The following is a 16,190-nucleotide window of genomic DNA, read 5'->3' as shown; positions in this document are numbered from 1 at the left end:
AAAAAAATTCGTTACAAATGACGTGAAAATCTCTGTAGCGAACAAAAGAAAATGATTTTTTATATCTTTGATTTCTACTGTTGATAACTATAATTACACTATGACAAAATACGATGATGCTTCGTGGCATTACGGCGGAGATTTCCCTCAAGAGCTTCCACAAAAAAACAGCGCGACCCACACGGGAATGTTTCTGAACTGGTGCATTAATCATAATCTTCATTCTCAAGAATTACAGGAAGATCATGAGAATGAAATTGAAACCTTAAAAAGACGTGAAATCACAGGAGCTGAATTTGTGATCAGTGTTTTGGATGGGAAATTTTCTGAAGACGATCTGAATGATTTTGGAAACGCTTTTGCAAAAGATTATTACGTTGACGAAACTGATTTTGCTGCCCAATACAGTTCATTTGCCACAGATTACATCAATATTTTCGACAGCATCGCTGAAGAAAGTGATTTTGAATATGAAACTTTTTATCATATTGAAGATACTTATGAAAACTACGATGTGATGAAGCAGGTGATTGACCATCGCTTTCAGGAGTGGAAGGAATATAAGAATCTTAATTGAAATTTCTCGAAAAAAATCTCACAGGTTTTCAAAACCTGTGAGATTTAAGAGGTGTTTGAACCATCAAGATTTCTTAACTTGTTTAGGGTGATTAAGTTGAGCTATACTTTAAGCAAAATGCTTAAGAAAATCTATCTGATTTTCTTAAAAAATCATAACCAATTAATAACCTTAATGGTTTAAAATCTTTAATTCAGATTTTAAGAGAAAACCTTCAGAAACTGCTCTTTAAAACTCCCCGAGACCTCAATTTCAGTTTGATCAGCCAGTGTTGCCGTTCCGCTTTTGTGATAAGATTTTACAAATCCGGTATTGATAATATGCGAACGGTGAACTCTCACAAAAGGGTTTTCAAGCAAATCATCGAAGTGTTTCAAAAACCGGCAGACCATTTTCTTGGAACCGTCTGTGAGATAAACCTGCGTGAAATTTCCATCAGCCTGAAGTCTGACGATATCTTCTGTTTTCACTACATCAAAGCCTTGCAAAGTCGGAAGAATCAACTGCTGTTTTTCAGGTTTTAATTTTAAATTTTCAAGAAGAATTTTATTCCGGTTGAGCTCTTCTTTATTTTGAATGCTTTCAGCGACTTTATTCACTGCAACAATCAGTTCCTGAATATCGATTGGTTTTAAAATATAGTAACTCGCAGATTTGTTTAATGCCTGCAACGAATATTGAGAAAATGCTGTAATGAAAATGGTTTCGTAGGAAAATTCTCTGGTCGCTTCCAACACATCAAACGCATTCCCGAAAGGCATTTCAACATCCAGAAAAACCAGTTGTGGTCGCGTTTCAGCGATCAATGGAACGGCTTCCCTGATATTTTCCGCCTCGCCCAAGATCTCAATTTGCGGACAGTATTTTGTGAGATAATTTCTGAGAACATCTCTTGCAATTTTTTCGTCGTCTACGATTACGGAATTTATTTTCATGTCAGGAATTAAATAATTATTTGTACGCAGATTTATCAAACTTCAGTGTCCTTAATGACGTTTTCATCGTTTTCTTTTCTGTACAATCTCCATTAACTTCTCTACCAATCTTTTCTGTAGTTTCCGTTTTGATTTTAAGATTAGCAAAGCCATTGGATTTTGCCTCATCCAAAATAATTACAGAACGATCTTCCGAAAATTCTCCGTTGCATTTCATATCCCATTCTGCACCACTTGTATAAACATTGTATTGACTCAGTACTTTTTTTAGCGTTTTACCTTGTGAATAATATAATGAAATATCTGCGGAAGAATGGGGATTTGGTCCGCTGCCGTTTCTGTAATTTGCAATCACACCAAAAGCGCGCACTTCAGAATTCAAATGATAAAGTCCGGTATCAATAGTAAAACCCTCCAGCATGATTGCATCAGAAGTGATTTCTGCAGGATCTAAATATTTACTTTTTATTTCACCTTTTGCATCCGTTATCACAATATAATTTTGATACAATAGATAATCTTCCTCAATTTTTTCTTTCAAAAAGGGAACTACTGCAATGAAAGAGTCTTCTGCATTGGGCATCTTTTTTTCGGTGTAAAACTCACTTTTAACTTTCGAAGGATTGAGTTTTAACTGTTTTAAAACATGATTAAACCTCGTAGCATTATATTCTTGTCCAAAAAACATGATTGGAAAAGATAAAAGCAGAAATATTTTTGTTTTTTTGTAGACTGTCATCGTTTTTTTGTCTTTTTAAATTATCATTAAGATCTCAACAAGTACACCATTTTCAGAATCTTTTATTGAGCAGGAAATCTCCTTTCTGTATAAATCATTCAGCAGTCTTATTCTTTCCAGCGTATTTTTCATACCGCGTCCTTTACGGGTTTTCTGATGTTCAGTTTTTTGCTTTTTGCTTTCTTCAATGCCGATCCCGTTGTCTTCGATGGTAATTTTCAGATCTTCAGCAGATTTTTCAAATTTTAATTTTAAAAGTCCTTTCGTAGTTTTGTACCTCAATCCGTGCCAGACGGAGTTTTCAAGGAAGGGTTGTACTAACATTCCGGGAACTTTTAAGCTTTGGGTATTTAAATTTTCGTCAACTTCAATTTCGTAATCAAATTTATCTGCAAAACGTGTTTTCTCTAAAGCTAAATAATTCTGAAGCAGATCCAGTTCCTGCTGAAAAGGAATAAAATCCTCAGTAGAATTTTCCATCACGCCACGCATCAGCTTTGAAAATCTGGTTAAATATTGGTTCGCTTCCAGTTCATTATTCGTTGCAATGAAATGATTTACAGAGTTTAAGCTGTTGAAAATAAAATGCGGATTCATCTCACGACGAAGTGACTGTAAAGCAATTTTTTTATTTTTAATCTGAACTTTTTTCAGTGTTCTGAAAATGAAAAATATCAAACCGATCAAAAGAATTAAAGCTACAATAAGGCTGTAATTGAATAGATTTTTCTTTCTGATCAACTCATCCTTCAGTTTTTTTTCCTGCTCCAGCTGTGAAATTCGCTGTTCGGTATCTTCCAGAATTTTTTCGTCAACCAGGCTTTTATCTTTTGATACCAAATCAGGCAGTTTCCCAAGAAAATCACGATACAGTGAAACGGATTCGTCAATATTTTGAGAAATGGCGTAAAGGCTGTCGAGTCTCTTCACACTTTTTTGAGCTTCCAGCGTGTGACCTTTTTCCAAAGCGATTCCGTAAGATTTTTTTAAAAGATTAATGGCTTCTTTTGGATCATCTTTTTTGATGTAAATGTCAGCCAATTCCTGAATCTGTTCGACTTCCTTTTTTGAATTTTCTTTAACGAAATCTTCCTTCAAAACTTTCTTTTTAACGGCAATGGCTTTGTCGAAATCTTTGTTTACCACGTAAAGATCGGTCAGTTTCTGGTTGATTGCCAGTGCCTGTTGAGGAGATTCTTCTTTTGAAATATTGTAAGCCGTAGTTAGATTTGCTTCCGCTTTCGGAATGTTTTTCACTTCGAGATTGGCTTCTGCCATTTGAGAATATCCGGCGGCGAGGTCTTCCTTGTTATTTTCTTTTTCGCTGATCTGAATATTGTTCTGTATAGCATCCATTCTCATCACCACAGAGTTGGAGCTTAGCCGTGATGCATCATTAGAATTCTGCATTTTCTTCGACTTGGAATAACCGACATTGGAGGCAACTTCATAGTTTTTCGCTGCTGCCTTCAGTTTATTCTGACTTTCCTGAGACTGCGCCAGTTTTCGGGTCACTTTTTCCAGATTCTGCTTGTCATTCAGCTTTTCGTAGATATTTTTTGATTTTAAAAAATACTCTTCACTTTTAGAAAAATTGGAAGCATTAAAATACGACTCACCAATTTTAAAATACGATTCAGCCTCCGCCGATTCGTCTTTTTTGTCAACCGCTTTTTTCAGCATTTTGCTTTCACTCACAACTTCTTCTGCGGTATTTCTACTTTTTTCCTGAGAAAAGAATAGTCGTGTTGAGAAAAGCAGAACGATAAAAAACTGAGAAATTTTCATAAAACAAAGATATACATATAAATAGTTTACCAAAAACGATTCACCAAGCGAAAAGATCGTTTTACCAAGTTTCGTGTTTCATGATTTATTGATGAAGTTAAGTTTGCAGTATAATTTTAAACTTAATCATTATGAAAAGCACTTTATACATTATCGGAGCATTATTTTTTCAGCTGAATTTTGCGCAAGACAGGGGGAATATCAACTATCAAAACCAAGCAAATCCTCAGGCTCAGTTCAGATATCCTGATTCAAATATTAACGTAAACAATCCGTCGCCGAATGAAATATTCGTTAATATAAAAGGTATGGCGAATGTGAAAGCAGATCAGTATGTTGCGATTTTCAGTCTGACGCAGGTGGGGGAAACTGCTGAGGAAGTCAATGAAATGATCGATAAACGCCTCAATTCTTCAATTTCACAAATCAAATTATTAAAAGGTAACGAGACTTATATTGATATGATTTCTTTTGTTCCTGTTTACAATTATGAAATAGAGAAGAAGGTTTTCAGCAAAAAAACCTACAATGAAGTTCCCAAAGGATTTGAACTAAAAAAGAATCTTCATGTAAAATTTTCAGACCCAAATCAGCTCAATCAGCTGATAACGATTCTTTCTAAAAATGAAATTTACGATTTAGTGAGAGTCGATTATTTTGCAGGAAATCTTGAAAACGTGAAAAAAGAGTTGATGAACAAAGCCAAACTCGCTCTTCAGGAAAAGATTAAGAATTATGAATTGATGATGGGCGAAACTTTTATCAATAATGCCAAAAGTTTAAGCGACGGTTATAAAATTGTACTTCCAATCGAAATGTACAAATCTTATGAAGCTTACAACAGCTCGTCATTAACCCTGACAAGATCTGCCAATGTAAATCAGGCAAATAAATCTACAACTATGTATTATCAGCCCATTTTGGATAAAGAATTTGATTTTGTTATCAATCCGACAATTTTAGAACCTGTCATTCAGGTCATGTATGAGGTCAAAATGATCATTACAAAAGAGAAAAAGCAGGAAGTAAAAGATCAAAAATCCTATATTCTGATTACTCCAAATGGCGAAATGAGGGATTTGAATATTGCAAAATAAATAGGTTTTTATTAGAAATTTTCCAGTAAAAAATACTTCCACCAAGCCAAACACCCATTCCACCAAGTCTCAGGATTTTTAACTTTAAATCATGGTAATTTTACTTTAGAAATTTTAATAAACAATAAATATTTACATTATGAAACTGAAACACCTTTTATTAGTCGGGATTTTTGCAGCAGGAAGTTTGGTGAATGCGCAGGAAATTAAAAAAAATGCAATCGAGGTAACGGGGGTTGCCGAAATGGAAGTGGAACCGGATGAAATCATTTTTAACATCGGGATAAAAGCCGATAATAAAAATCAACTTGCAGACAGCGAAAAACTTTTATTTGAAACTTTAAAAAATAACGGCGTCAAAAATGAAGACATCAAATTCAAATCGATGTATCAGAATTTATACTCAAAAACGACCAGGTTTACCAAGAGTTATCAGTTTAAAGTCAGCGCAAAAACCAATGTGAGTAAGCTTTTTGAAGATTTAAACCAAAAATGGGTAAGCAATCTGAATATTGCAGAAATTAAAAACACAAAGATTGCAGAATTCAGAAAAACGGTGAAGATCAACGCATTGAAAGCTGCAAAAGAAAAAGCAGATTATCTTTTGGGAAGCATCAGCAAAAAAACGGGAGATGCGATGGACATTACTGAGATGGAAGATTACATGAGCGATACTGTGATGCCGGTTGCGTACCGAAGTAAAATAGCCAATGTGCAGATGGAAGCAGCAGACCAGAGTTTAGATTACTCTTTCGACAACATCGAAAATATCAAACTGAAATACAGCATCAAAGCAAGATACGAAATTCTTTAGAATGTGAAATAAAATTCGAAACGGACTTGGAAACTTGAGATTTAAGATTTATTGACCTTCATACAAACCCCGCAGCCCGAATCCCGTAAACAGAACCAAAGTAAATTCAGTAAAAACAGATATTATGAATACCTTAAAATTTTTAGCATTAACTGTAGGTGCAGCTGCTTTTTTAAGCACAGGAAAAATTTCTGAAACCAGTTCCAGTAGCAATGCCAGTGAGAGAAGAATAATACAGAGCAATATTTCTGATGAGCCAAAAATTACCGTTTCAAAAGACAACAAAATTCAGGTAGCTTTGCTTCTGGATACTTCAAACAGTATGGATGGCCTCATCGATCAGGCAAAATCCAGACTGTGGAATATCGTGAATACTTTGACCACTCTAAAGTACAACGGACAGGCACCACAAATCGAAATTGCACTTTACGAATATGGAAATGACGGCTTAAGAGACGAAAATTTCATCAGACAGGTGACGCCACTCACTCAGGATCTGGATCTGGTTTCAGAAAAACTCTTTGCTTTGAGAACCAATGGTGGAAATGAATTTTGTGGAGCCGTAATTCGTGATGCGTCCTTAAATCTGAATTGGGACAACAACATCAAGAGCATGAAATTGATCTACATCGCCGGCAACGAACCATTCGATCAGGGAAAAATAAGTTACAGGGAAACAATTGCTGATGCAAAAAGAAAAAACATTTATACCAACACCATTTTTTGTGGCGGGAGAGAAGAAGGAATACAGACTTTCTGGCAAAACGGAGCGGTTTTAGGGGATGGAAAATATTTTAATATCGACAGTAACCAGAAAGTGATGTACATTGAAACTCCTTTTGATAAAAGGATTTATGAATGCAACAGTCTTCTCAATGCTACTTATGTTTCTTACGGAAGCCGCGGTTCTGAAATGAAAAGCAAACAATATTTACAGGATTCTAATGCAGAATCGGTTTCCGCATCAAATGCTGTGGAAAGAGCCGTGAGCAAGTCTAAAAAGAACGCTTACAAAAATGACCACTGGGATTTGGTGGATAAAGTTGAAAAGGATAAAAGTTACATTTCATCAATCAGAGAAGAAGAGTTGCCGTCTGAGCTGAAGGGGAAAAGTAAATATGAAATTCAGAAAATTGTGTCTCAGAAATCTGCAGAACGCGATAAGATCCAAAAAGAGATTGAAGTTTTAGCAAGAAAAAGACAGGAATTTATTGATACTGAAACCAAAAAACAGGGAAGCTCTGATGCGGATGATTTGGGAAAAGCCATCGAAAAGTCGATTGCAGAAATTGCAAAGAAAAAAGGATATAGTTTTTAATTTGACATTTTAGATTTAAGATTTGAAATTGGGAATTAAACTCAACAAAAAACAGATGAGTGTTAATATTGTTTATTGAGTTTGGGGCGGCTGCAATTGTCGCCCCAAACGTTTTTCAGCATTCAGATTTTTTGCTTATATCCGTAAAATCATTGAGGTCTAAGAGAAAATTTTTATTTGTTGTGTTTCACCCAGATCAGATTATCAGTATTGTACCCCAGATTTTTAGCTTTTTCAAGAAACCGGAGTTTAATGCTTTCAGGGATTTCAGGAGTTCGGGATAAGATCCAATTGTATTTTACACTGTTGCCCGCTACCAAAGCATACTGGTAATTTTCGTCAATGTCGATCACATTATAACCTGCCCAAATGGGTTTAAAAAAAGAAACTTTAAGGCGTGCTTCAGTTTTTTCATTCACAAATTTCGCCTCACCCACAGATTCTTTCCACTCTTTTTTTACGTAATTGTAGCCACGGTTTTTGACTTTGATATTACCTCTATCGTTGTAAGAATACTCGGCTGTTACATTATCCATATCCTTTTCAAATTTGTAGTCGAATCTTGCAATCTCATACCATTTTCCAAGGTATTTGTCTGCACTAAAATTCTGTACAGCTACAGCATTTTTCGGAATCCCAACCGAACATGAATTTAAAACTAACAATCCCAAAACGCCGGCTGCCAAAGGCAAAAGTATTTTTTTGTAAGTTTTCATAAAGAATATTTTTGAGGTATTTCTCTGTGGATTCAAAAATGATGCCTTCATTTCTTTCCTAAACACCAGGTGTATAGAAATAACAAGAGGATTTTGATATACCAAATTTTCGATAGAACCTGATATTTTTAAAATAATTTACAAAAAAAGACTGCCCAAAAAGCAGTCTTCCTCAATATATTTTAAAGATCTTAAGCGATCACTCTCACCATCGCTTTCACCTGTATCAGCTTCTCCATCAGTTCCTCGCGAGAATCTGCTAAGACATTGATGTGTCCCATCTTTCTTCCTGGCTTGGTTTCTGTTTTTCCGTACAGATGAATATAAGTTTCAGGAAGTTTTAAAACTTCTTCCATACCTTCATAAATTACTTTTCCCGAGAAGCCTTCTGCACCTACCAGATTAAGCATTCCGCTGTAAATAATCGCGTCGGTATCGGCTAAAGGTAAGTTTTTTACCACTCTGTACATTTGTTCGAACTGCGAATTGGCGTTTCCTTCCTGGCTTTGATGACCGGAATTGTGCAGTCTCGGTGCAGTTTCGTTCACCCAGACTTTTCCTTTTTTATCTAAAAACAATTCAATCGCAAAAAGTCCCGGAGAGTTTACTGCAGCAAGAAATTTGTCTGTGATAGAGTAGATCTGATTTTCAATTTCCTCAGTCAGATGAACCGGGCAGATATTAAAATCCAAAAGGTTTAATTTTGGGTCGGCAACCATTTCTGTGACTGGGAAAGTCTGTGTTTCACCATTTTCGTTGATGGCAACGATGATGGAAAGTTCTTTTTCAATATCAACCAGGTTTTCCAAGACGGAATCTTCAGTCCATAAATTCTTTAAATCGTCAGAATTGCGGATAATCTGTACACCTTTACCATCGTAACCGCCCGTGTTGAGTTTTTGTACAAAAGGAAATTCGATTTTAATTTCGTCTTCCGTTCCGTCCATAATTTCAAAATCCGGACTCGGGATGTTGTGCTCTTTGTAAAACTGCTTCTGAAGAATTTTCTGCTGTATAGTTTTGATAATCTGTGAATTCGGAACCACTTTTATGCCTTGATTTTCAAGGGTTTCCAGGGCATCTGCATTCACGTGTTCAATTTCAATAGTTACCACATCTTTTCCCTGTCCGAAATTTAAAACCGTTTCATAATCATTAAAATTTCCCTGTGTAAAGTGAGAAATAGTGTGACAAGGCGCATCGGCAGCCGGATCTAAAGTATAAAACTCATCATCATATTTCAAGGCTTCCTGAATAAGCATTCTCCCGAGCTGTCCGCCTCCTAAGATTCCAATTTTCATTATTTTATTTTAAGTAGATTTATTATTTAATTTTATCAAGCATCAGATAACCGAGAAAAGTAAAATTTTCCTGATTTTCTTCTTCAGACTTCGTTATTTTTAAGGAATAGTTTTGCTTCATTTCGGTGGGAAGAATGTCTGTGACACTGAAAATATCGTCAATATCAACCCCGAATTTTTCATCAATATGACTTCCTGCGCCTTTAAAGCCCATCGTCTGATAAAATTCCGTAGATTTTGATTTTTTCACCACTTCACCCAGAGTTTTTCCTACCATCAGATGCTGCTCGTGAAACTCTTTGAAATGATCTGCTTTGTACCCACCGAGATTTACAAAAAAGAGTTTTTCTTCGTTCTCAAAGCTGTTTTTGGGCTCTACAGAAATTTCGTAGCCATCAGCAAATTTCACTTCCTGATAGGCGTCAATGTGAATTTTACCCTTTGCTTCGGGCCAGAAATCTTTCATCACCGGAACGAGGTCTTTGAGGTTTTCTGCAATCCCGAAGAACACGTCGTGCTGCTCGATATTTCTTCCTTTCGGAGTTGCTCCGAGTATGATGTAAAACAGTTTCATAGAAGTTTGTATGTTGCAAAAATACAGCAAAAAATAATCTTTATTTAAATGTTTGCCCAAAAACCTCAATAGTTTTATATTTGTAGCATGTCTGAAATCATCATTCTCTTCCTTGGAGCAATATCTGCAGGACTTTTGGGTTCTCTCACAGGTTTAGGAGGTGGAGTTATAATTATTCCTTTATTGACGCTGGGTTTCGGTGTGCCAATGCATTACGCCATCGGTGCTTCACTTATCTCAGTAATCGGAACTTCTTCCGGTGCAGCAGTTGCCTTTGTAAAAGAGGGTTTCACCAACATGAGAATTGGTATGTTTCTGGAAATTGCCACCACTGCCGGAGCTATCGCAGGCGCTTTGGTTTCGGGGATGCTGAATCCCAATACCATCGGAATTATCTTCGCAAGTATTCTTTTGCTTACCGTTGTTTTAAATTTAAAGGGAAAACCCGACCATCAGGAACCCAGAATTAAAGGGACTCTGGAAGATAAATTAAAACTGTACGGAACTTTCCCAGACAAAGGTGTTCTGAAAAGCTATTCCGCAAGAAATACCGTTCCAGGATTTTTTATGATGATGTTTGCTGGCGCCATGTCCGGACTTTTAGGTATTGGTTCCGGGGCTTTGAAAGTTTTGGCAATGGATAATATGATGAGGTTGCCGTTTAAAGTGTCTACCACAACCAGTAATTTTATGATTGGCGTAACTGCCGTTGCGAGTTCACTGATCTATTTTCAGAGAGGTGAAATTATTCCCGTAATTGTTGCTCCCGTTTTGGTAGGAGTAGTGGTGGGAAGTTTCATCGGTTCTAAGACTTTGATGGTATCTAAAACTAAAAAATTAAAGACTTTTTTCGCAATTGTGATTACAATTCTTTCAGTATATATGATGTATAATGGGATTAGAAACAACTTTTCATGAGAAAGAATTTCACTGATGTCGACCTGAACCGTTCCGTTGGAAATCTTCTGAGAGTAGGTGTTATTTTATCGGTAATCACATCCGTGATTGGTTTTATTAAACTTTTCATGGAAGGTTTCAAAATGCCACGAAAATACAAACTTCTCGACATGGGAACGTCTTCAGAAAAAGTCTGGAGCCACTTTTGGGAAACACTTTGTAAGGGGGAAGGAATGGCCATTATTCAATTGGGAATTCTGATGCTGATTTTCACGCCATTAATGCGAATTATCTTTGCTCTGATTGGATATTTGAAGGAAAAAGATTACACGTATGTCATTATTTCGTCTATCGTTCTGGCAATTATGGCAGTGAGTTTCTTTGCGGGTTATGCGCATTAAAAACGATTAGAAAAAATAAAATTTTCGATAGTTAATAATGAAGGACAAAGAAATTTATAATCAGTTCGTAAAAATTGAATTGCCTCATTTTAAACATCTTTTGGAAAAAGGGATTACCAAAGATGAAAATTTAAATCTTGATACTGAAAATTATATCCGCTTATTCCTGAAAAATTATCTTGAAAACAATTCTTTTAGGTATTTTACTGAAGATTTAATCCTTTCTGAGGATCTGTTTTTTGCATTTTATCTCAATAAATTCGAATGTAAGATCATTTTTCAACTTAGCCTTGATTTAAATTATAGAAAATCATTGCGTTTTCTGGATGAAGATTATCAAATTAAAATGACGCTTAACTATAATTTGTCTAACGAAAATAGAGAATCAAGCACTGCTAAAATTAGCCGCAATAATGAAGGCTTTTACAGTGGGTGTTCCGAAAATGCAGATTTTCACATCTTCGAAAACAACATCTTTAAAATCTTAAAATCCAGACAGTTAATCAATACAAAACCAGATACTGTGAAATTTGAATATAATATTGATTACTAATATTTTTTAATTTTAAATCACATCTCATAAAACTCCAAAGGCAAACCATCAGGATCCTGAGTAAAGAAAAATGCTTTTCCGGTAAATTCGTCAATTCTTATTTCTTCGCAGTTTAAACCTTGCTGAATTAATCCTTCCCGCTTTTCATTCACATTTCCAACAGAAAAAGCCAAGTGTCTCAAACCGCATGATTCCGGTCTGGATGGCCGTTCCGGAGGATTTGGAAATGAAAATAATTCAATCACATAATGTTCTCCAATTGCCAGATCGAGTTTGTAAGACTGCCTCTCTTCCCGATAGACTTCACGGAGGATAGTTAAACCTAAACTTTCGGTATAAAACTTCTTTGAGACTTCATAATCTGAACAGATGATGGCAATGTGATGTATTTTCATACATCAAATTTAAAATATTTCAGTGAGATCAGCGTTTTAATTTTAAGGATGAGTAGGCGATTATGTGCCTTTTTTCATCAACTATTCATTATATTTGATATTCATTTTAAAATCATAAATCAAAATTTTAATGAAAAAAATAAATATTGCCGTTTTGGCATTTTCAGGTCTTGTTTTTCTGAATTCCTGCGGCACAACAAAAACAGCTGCTGTAGTTGAAAAACCTGTTCCTGCAATGGAATCACCTGAAAAAGAAGAGGTTAAGGAAGAAGGTTTAAATCTTTCCTACATGGATCAATCTGTAAGACCTCAGGACGATTTTTTTACATATGTCAACGGAAACTGGGTGAAAGAAACGCAGATTCCTTCTGATAAGGCGAGTTGGGGATCTTTCAATGCGTTGAGAGAGAATGTAGACGATGCTTCCCTGGCTATTCTGAAAGGAATTTTAGATGAAAATTATCCTCAGGGTTCTGAAGGAGAGAAAATCCAGAATCTGTACGCAAGTTTTATGGATACTTCGAAACGGAATGCTGAAGGTTTAGCTCCAATAAAATCTGATTTGGCAAAAATTGATGCCATTAAGACGGTAAGCGATCTTCAGAAATATTTACTGGAAGCTACAAGGCTGGGGGATAATTCATTCTACGGCTGGAGAGTAGGTGCTGATCTGAAAGATTCTAAGATGAATGCAGTTTATCTGGGTGGTCCGGATCTTGGTTTGGGACGTGATTATTATCAGAAGGTAAACGAGGCAAACACCAAAACGTTAGCTGAATATCAAAATTACATCGCAAAACTTTTTACACTTCTTGGTTACAAAAATGCTGATGCTGCAGCGAAAACTGTTGTAGATTTTGAGAAGAAAATGGCTAATGATCTTTTAACACTGGAACAGAACCGTGATGCCAATTTAAGATACAATCCTAAAAAAGTGTCAGAACTGTCGCCTTTGGTGAAAAATGTTAACCTGCCGGAATATCTGAAAGATGCAGGTGTAAATACCGACCGCGTAATTATTGGTGAACTGAAATATTATCAGAATATGGATAATATCTTTACGCAGAAAAATATTCCTCTGCTGAAAGATTATTTGAAATATCACGTCATCAACGGAAATGCATCAAATCTTGATGAAAATCTCGAGCAGATAAGATTTGATTTTTATTCTAAATACCTCCAGGGTCAGAAGGAGCAGAGGCCGATGAATAAAAGAGGCTTGGGTCTCGTTAATTCTATTTTAGGGGAAGCCTTTGGCAAATTATATGTTGAAAAATATTTCACTCCGGAATCAAAACAACAGATGGAAACCTACATCGATTATATTGTAAAAGCTTTTGATAAGCATATTACAGAAATCGACTGGATGTCTCCTGAAACCAAGGTGAAAGCACATGAAAAACTTTCTAAATTCAGTGTGAAAATCGCTTACCCCGATCAGTGGAAAGATTATTCTAAGCTGAAAGTTGAAAAAGGTTCTACTTTATATTCCAACCTCCAGAACGTGTCAGCATGGCAATATGAAAAAAGTCTTGAGAAAATAGGTAAACCTGTAGACAGAGCAGAGTGGGGCATGACGCCGCAGACGGTGAACGCATATTACAGCGGTTCAAATAATGAAATTGTTTTTCCTGCCGCTATTCTGCAGCCTCCATTTTATAATCCAAATGCAGATGCTGCAGTCAATTTTGGTGGAATTGGGGCTGTAATCGGTCACGAAATTTCTCATGGTTTTGACGACAGCGGTTCGAGGTTCGACGGAGACGGAAATCTGAACAACTGGTGGAGCGCACAGGACCGTAAAAACTTTGACGCAAAAGTGGCTCAGCTTGCCGCACAATACAATGCTTATGAGCCTGTAAAAGGAAGTTTCGTAAACGGTAAATTTACAAGCGGGGAAAATATTGGTGACTTAGGCGGAGTTTCTGTGGCTTACGAAGCACTACAGATGTATCTGAAAGATAAAGGAAATCCAGGTCTCATTAGCGGTTTCAATCAGGATCAAAGATTTTTTATGAGCTGGGCTACCGTTTGGCGCACCAAATCTACCGAACAGTATATGATTAATCAGGTAAAAACAGATCCCCACTCTCCCGGTATTTTCAGGGCTTTTGGGCCATTGGTGAATCAGAATTCTTTTATTAAAGCATTCGATATTAAAGAAGGTGACAAAATGTATAAAGCACCAGCCGAAAGAATTATGATTTGGTAAAATCAAGAAGACCTGTAGAATTTTGCAGGTCTTTTTAAATTGTCTGAACGGTAAGTTTTTAACCACAGAATTCACAAAAGAGAAGTTCCTGATTTTTTCAGGAAAGTTCAAAAAGGGCATTGCTGAAAAATATATCTTTTTTGAACTTTAATCAGTCTTTAAATAGACTTGTAAAACTTTTGTGACTTTTGTAGTTTTATATTTACAGAAATTTAAACCGTTTCCTGGGTCGTATATGCGGTAAAAGCTTCCTCCAAACTATTAAATTTTCCTTTAAAATCTTCAATAGCGCAATCCTGCAGAATATTTCCTTTATGAATCAATATTACTCTGCTGCACAAAGCCTCAACTTCCTGCATGATATGCGTAGAAAGAATCACTGTCTTTTTATTTCCGATTTCTTTGATGACGCTTCTGATTTCAAGGATCTGATTTGGGTCTAGACCATTGGTCGGTTCATCTAAAATCAAAAGTTCCGGTTTGTGAATAATCGCCTGCGCCAAGCCCACTCTCTGTTTGTATCCTTTGGAAAGCTGACTGATTTTTTTAGATTTTTCAGGCGTTAAACCTACAGTTTCTATCACTTCGTCCACCCGGGGCATAGGGATTTTGTGGATGTTGGCAATAAACTGAAGATATTCTTTCACAAACATTTCCAGATACAGCGGGTTGTTTTCGGGCAGAAAACCAATTTTCTTTTTTGTTTCAATCTCGTTTTCTGCAATATTTTTTCCGTCTAAAAAGATTTCGCCTTTTTCAATTTTCAGAGCACCGACGATTGATTTCATCAGCGTAGATTTTCCTGCACCGTTTGGCCCCAAAAGTCCAATGATTTCGTTTTTTTCGGTGCTGATGTTTACGTTATTCAGTGCTGTTTGAGTTCCAAAGGTTTTGGTTAAATTATTGATGAGTAATGACATGTCTTTAGTGGATATTTTACAAAAATAAAACAAAAAACTCATCCGTAAAGAATGAGTTCCAATATTGTTGAAATCTGCTGTTATTTTGTCTTTTTTGAAGACTTTTTAACAGGCTGTGATGCTGGAGCATTGGGTTGGGTATAAGTCTGCTGTACCGGCGTGGTGGGCTGGGTGTTTACTGCACTTTGTTGCTTTACAGGCTTATTGTAGAGCGCTGCCTTTGATGTTCCAACTCCGAAAACCTTATCCAGCTGTTTTTTGTTTAAAAACTGAGATTTACCAACGTATTTTTTGTTTTTATTAATGTACTGAATAAACTGCATTGTTGGCTGACCGTAATTTTTCTCGAAATGGAGTTCAATAATGTCATTGGGAAGCTCCAGAGAGATATTCCCAGTAGGCTCATCAATAAAACCGTCAGAAATCATCTTATAAAGTCCCATTACGTCACCATTCAGATCAATAAATGAAAAGGATCTAAAGGTGTTAAGATTTGAATTGTTGATATCCTGATAATTAAAAGTATATCTGTTTTCTTTTTTATAAAGTCCTACAGAATTATCTTTTCCAATCTCTGTCAAGGTTTCATTTTTCAGAACTTTAATTTGCGAAAATGCTGTAATACTGAGCATCACAGCGAATAGTAAAAATATTTTTTTCATGTTTCTTGCTTTATATATTTTGGTATGGTAACGCTAAAATAGCGAATATAACAAAATTGACAATTTTTTTTCTTCGGCAAAAGTAATATTTTTTTTCAACAAGGTTTTAAACTGAATATGATATTTATTAATTTATTGATTTGCACTTGCTTAAAACTGAGCCTTAAAAATATCATTATGAGATATTTACGATACAAATTAAAAGGATTGTAATGTTGGTAAATTTACTTTTTTAAAATATTTATAATTGAAAATAAAATGAATTTTCAGTTAAGATCTTTCTCATAATTC

The 16,190-nt window shown here is 35.7% G+C and carries 17 protein-coding genes; 8 read left to right on the top strand and 9 right to left on the bottom strand.

Features of this window, described 5'->3' with window-relative positions; all coding sequences use genetic code 11:
• Positions 1–100: 100 nt before the first annotated feature.
• Positions 101–577, top strand: coding sequence for a hypothetical protein (locus tag ASG31_RS09295; protein WP_056031041.1), 477 nt, complete (start codon positions 101–103; stop codon positions 575–577).
• A gap of 200 nt (positions 578–777) precedes the next feature.
• Here ASG31_RS09295 and ASG31_RS09290 read toward each other — a convergent pair whose 3' ends face one another.
• The 3 genes from ASG31_RS09290 to ASG31_RS09280 are packed head-to-tail and all read right to left on the bottom strand — an operon-like array spanning position 778 to position 4,039.
• Positions 778–1,512: a LytR/AlgR family response regulator transcription factor gene (locus ASG31_RS09290; protein ID WP_056031038.1), complete on the bottom strand. Its 735-nt coding sequence runs from the start codon at positions 1,510–1,512 to the stop codon at positions 778–780.
• A gap of 16 nt (positions 1,513–1,528) precedes the next feature.
• A complete protein-coding gene (locus ASG31_RS09285) occupies positions 1,529–2,251 on the bottom strand; it encodes a hypothetical protein (RefSeq protein ID WP_056031035.1) in 723 nt (240 codons plus the stop codon).
• 15 nt (positions 2,252–2,266) lie between these two features.
• Positions 2,267–4,039: a histidine kinase gene (locus ASG31_RS09280; RefSeq protein WP_056031031.1), complete on the bottom strand. Its 1,773-nt coding sequence runs from the start codon at positions 4,037–4,039 to the stop codon at positions 2,267–2,269.
• Between the two features lie 131 nt (positions 4,040–4,170).
• Between ASG31_RS09280 and ASG31_RS09275 the strand changes: the two genes are divergently transcribed.
• The 3 genes from ASG31_RS09275 (at position 4,171) to ASG31_RS09265 (ending at position 7,268) form a co-directional block, all read left to right on the top strand.
• Entirely contained in the window at positions 4,171–5,136 is a 966-nt protein-coding gene (locus ASG31_RS09275) for an SIMPL domain-containing protein (RefSeq protein ID WP_056031028.1), read from the top strand.
• Between the two features lie 139 nt (positions 5,137–5,275).
• Entirely contained in the window at positions 5,276–5,950 is a 675-nt protein-coding gene (locus tag ASG31_RS09270) for an SIMPL domain-containing protein (RefSeq protein WP_056031025.1), read from the top strand.
• Between the two features lie 124 nt (positions 5,951–6,074).
• Positions 6,075–7,268 carry a VWA domain-containing protein gene (locus tag ASG31_RS09265; protein ID WP_056031021.1) on the top strand — a complete coding sequence of 398 codons (1,194 nt, stop codon included), beginning with the start codon at positions 6,075–6,077 and terminating at the stop codon, positions 7,266–7,268.
• A 173-nt stretch (positions 7,269–7,441) separates the two neighbouring features.
• Here the strand turns inward: ASG31_RS09265 and ASG31_RS09260 are convergent, their stop codons facing one another.
• The 3 genes from ASG31_RS09260 to ASG31_RS09250 form a co-directional block, all read right to left on the bottom strand.
• Complete coding sequence (locus ASG31_RS09260) at positions 7,442–7,984, bottom strand: lipocalin family protein (RefSeq protein ID WP_056031017.1); 543 nt, start codon at positions 7,982–7,984, stop codon at positions 7,442–7,444.
• Between the two features lie 191 nt (positions 7,985–8,175).
• Positions 8,176–9,285 carry a 5-(carboxyamino)imidazole ribonucleotide synthase gene (locus ASG31_RS09255; protein ID WP_056031014.1) on the bottom strand — a complete coding sequence of 370 codons (1,110 nt, stop codon included), beginning with the start codon at positions 9,283–9,285 and terminating at the stop codon, positions 8,176–8,178.
• A gap of 22 nt (positions 9,286–9,307) precedes the next feature.
• On the bottom strand, positions 9,308–9,859 hold the full coding sequence (locus tag ASG31_RS09250) for a DUF1543 domain-containing protein (protein WP_056031011.1): 552 nt from the start codon (positions 9,857–9,859) through the stop codon (positions 9,308–9,310).
• 87 nt (positions 9,860–9,946) lie between these two features.
• Here ASG31_RS09250 and ASG31_RS09245 point away from each other — a divergent pair, with 87 nt between their 5' ends.
• From ASG31_RS09245 to ASG31_RS09235, 3 genes are read left to right on the top strand one after another with little or no spacing between them, the layout of a single operon-like run.
• Positions 9,947–10,777 carry a sulfite exporter TauE/SafE family protein gene (locus tag ASG31_RS09245; protein ID WP_056031008.1) on the top strand — a complete coding sequence of 277 codons (831 nt, stop codon included), beginning with the start codon at positions 9,947–9,949 and terminating at the stop codon, positions 10,775–10,777.
• Positions 10,774–11,157, top strand: coding sequence for a DUF1634 domain-containing protein (locus ASG31_RS09240; RefSeq protein WP_056031005.1), 384 nt, complete (start codon positions 10,774–10,776; stop codon positions 11,155–11,157). Before ASG31_RS09245 ends, ASG31_RS09240 begins: the two co-directional genes overlap by 4 nt.
• A gap of 37 nt (positions 11,158–11,194) precedes the next feature.
• The gene (locus ASG31_RS09235) at positions 11,195–11,710 is read left to right on the top strand and encodes a hypothetical protein (protein ID WP_056031002.1); all 516 of its coding nucleotides are present in this window, start codon (positions 11,195–11,197) and stop codon (positions 11,708–11,710) included.
• Between the two features lie 17 nt (positions 11,711–11,727).
• On the opposite strand, the gene ASG31_RS09230 is transcribed toward ASG31_RS09235, so the two are convergent.
• Complete coding sequence (locus ASG31_RS09230; protein ID WP_056030999.1) at positions 11,728–12,105, bottom strand: VOC family protein; 378 nt, start codon at positions 12,103–12,105, stop codon at positions 11,728–11,730.
• Positions 12,106–12,235: 130 nt separating this feature from the next.
• On the opposite strand from ASG31_RS09230, the gene ASG31_RS09225 reads away from it, so the two are divergent.
• Positions 12,236–14,317 carry a M13 family metallopeptidase gene (locus ASG31_RS09225; RefSeq protein ID WP_056030996.1) on the top strand — a complete coding sequence of 694 codons (2,082 nt, stop codon included), beginning with the start codon at positions 12,236–12,238 and terminating at the stop codon, positions 14,315–14,317.
• Positions 14,318–14,529: 212 nt separating this feature from the next.
• Here ASG31_RS09225 and ASG31_RS09220 read toward each other — a convergent pair whose 3' ends face one another.
• Positions 14,530–15,237 carry an ABC transporter ATP-binding protein gene (locus ASG31_RS09220; protein WP_056030993.1) on the bottom strand — a complete coding sequence of 236 codons (708 nt, stop codon included), beginning with the start codon at positions 15,235–15,237 and terminating at the stop codon, positions 14,530–14,532.
• Positions 15,238–15,317: 80 nt separating this feature from the next.
• Positions 15,318–15,899, bottom strand: coding sequence for a hypothetical protein (locus tag ASG31_RS09215; protein ID WP_082504524.1), 582 nt, complete (start codon positions 15,897–15,899; stop codon positions 15,318–15,320).
• Positions 15,900–16,190: the final 291 nt, after the last annotated feature.

Origin of the sequence: Chryseobacterium sp. Leaf404, from assembly GCF_001424145.1 — a bacterium.
Taxonomy (GTDB): domain Bacteria; phylum Bacteroidota; class Bacteroidia; order Flavobacteriales; family Weeksellaceae; genus Chryseobacterium.
Note: the sequence above shows the minus strand (reverse complement) of the source record. Positions and strands in the feature narration are given on the sequence as shown.

Excerpts from the sequence above, each read along its gene's own strand:
- ASG31_RS09225 (WP_056030996.1), top strand. The coding sequence starts at position 12,236 with ATGAAAAAAATAAATATTGCCGTTTTGGCATTTTCAGGTCTTGTTTTT.
- ASG31_RS09280 (WP_056031031.1), bottom strand. The coding sequence starts at position 4,039 with ATGAAAATTTCTCAGTTTTTTATCGTTCTGCTTTTCTCAACACGACTA.
- ASG31_RS09260 (WP_056031017.1), bottom strand. The coding sequence starts at position 7,984 with ATGAAAACTTACAAAAAAATACTTTTGCCTTTGGCAGCCGGCGTTTTG.
- ASG31_RS09220 (WP_056030993.1), bottom strand. The coding sequence starts at position 15,237 with ATGTCATTACTCATCAATAATTTAACCAAAACCTTTGGAACTCAAACA.
- ASG31_RS09265 (WP_056031021.1), top strand. The coding sequence starts at position 6,075 with ATGAATACCTTAAAATTTTTAGCATTAACTGTAGGTGCAGCTGCTTTT.
- ASG31_RS09245 (WP_056031008.1), top strand. The coding sequence starts at position 9,947 with ATGTCTGAAATCATCATTCTCTTCCTTGGAGCAATATCTGCAGGACTT.
- ASG31_RS09285 (WP_056031035.1), bottom strand. The coding sequence starts at position 2,251 with ATGACAGTCTACAAAAAAACAAAAATATTTCTGCTTTTATCTTTTCCA.
- ASG31_RS09235 (WP_056031002.1), top strand. The coding sequence starts at position 11,195 with ATGAAGGACAAAGAAATTTATAATCAGTTCGTAAAAATTGAATTGCCT.
- ASG31_RS09250 (WP_056031011.1), bottom strand. The coding sequence starts at position 9,859 with ATGAAACTGTTTTACATCATACTCGGAGCAACTCCGAAAGGAAGAAAT.
- ASG31_RS09255 (WP_056031014.1), bottom strand. The coding sequence starts at position 9,285 with ATGAAAATTGGAATCTTAGGAGGCGGACAGCTCGGGAGAATGCTTATT.
- ASG31_RS09270 (WP_056031025.1), top strand. The coding sequence starts at position 5,276 with ATGAAACTGAAACACCTTTTATTAGTCGGGATTTTTGCAGCAGGAAGT.
- ASG31_RS09230 (WP_056030999.1), bottom strand. The coding sequence starts at position 12,105 with ATGAAAATACATCACATTGCCATCATCTGTTCAGATTATGAAGTCTCA.
- ASG31_RS09215 (WP_082504524.1), bottom strand. The coding sequence starts at position 15,899 with ATGAAAAAAATATTTTTACTATTCGCTGTGATGCTCAGTATTACAGCA.
- ASG31_RS09295 (WP_056031041.1), top strand. The coding sequence starts at position 101 with ATGACAAAATACGATGATGCTTCGTGGCATTACGGCGGAGATTTCCCT.
- ASG31_RS09240 (WP_056031005.1), top strand. The coding sequence starts at position 10,774 with ATGAGAAAGAATTTCACTGATGTCGACCTGAACCGTTCCGTTGGAAAT.
- ASG31_RS09275 (WP_056031028.1), top strand. The coding sequence starts at position 4,171 with ATGAAAAGCACTTTATACATTATCGGAGCATTATTTTTTCAGCTGAAT.
- ASG31_RS09290 (WP_056031038.1), bottom strand. The coding sequence starts at position 1,512 with ATGAAAATAAATTCCGTAATCGTAGACGACGAAAAAATTGCAAGAGAT.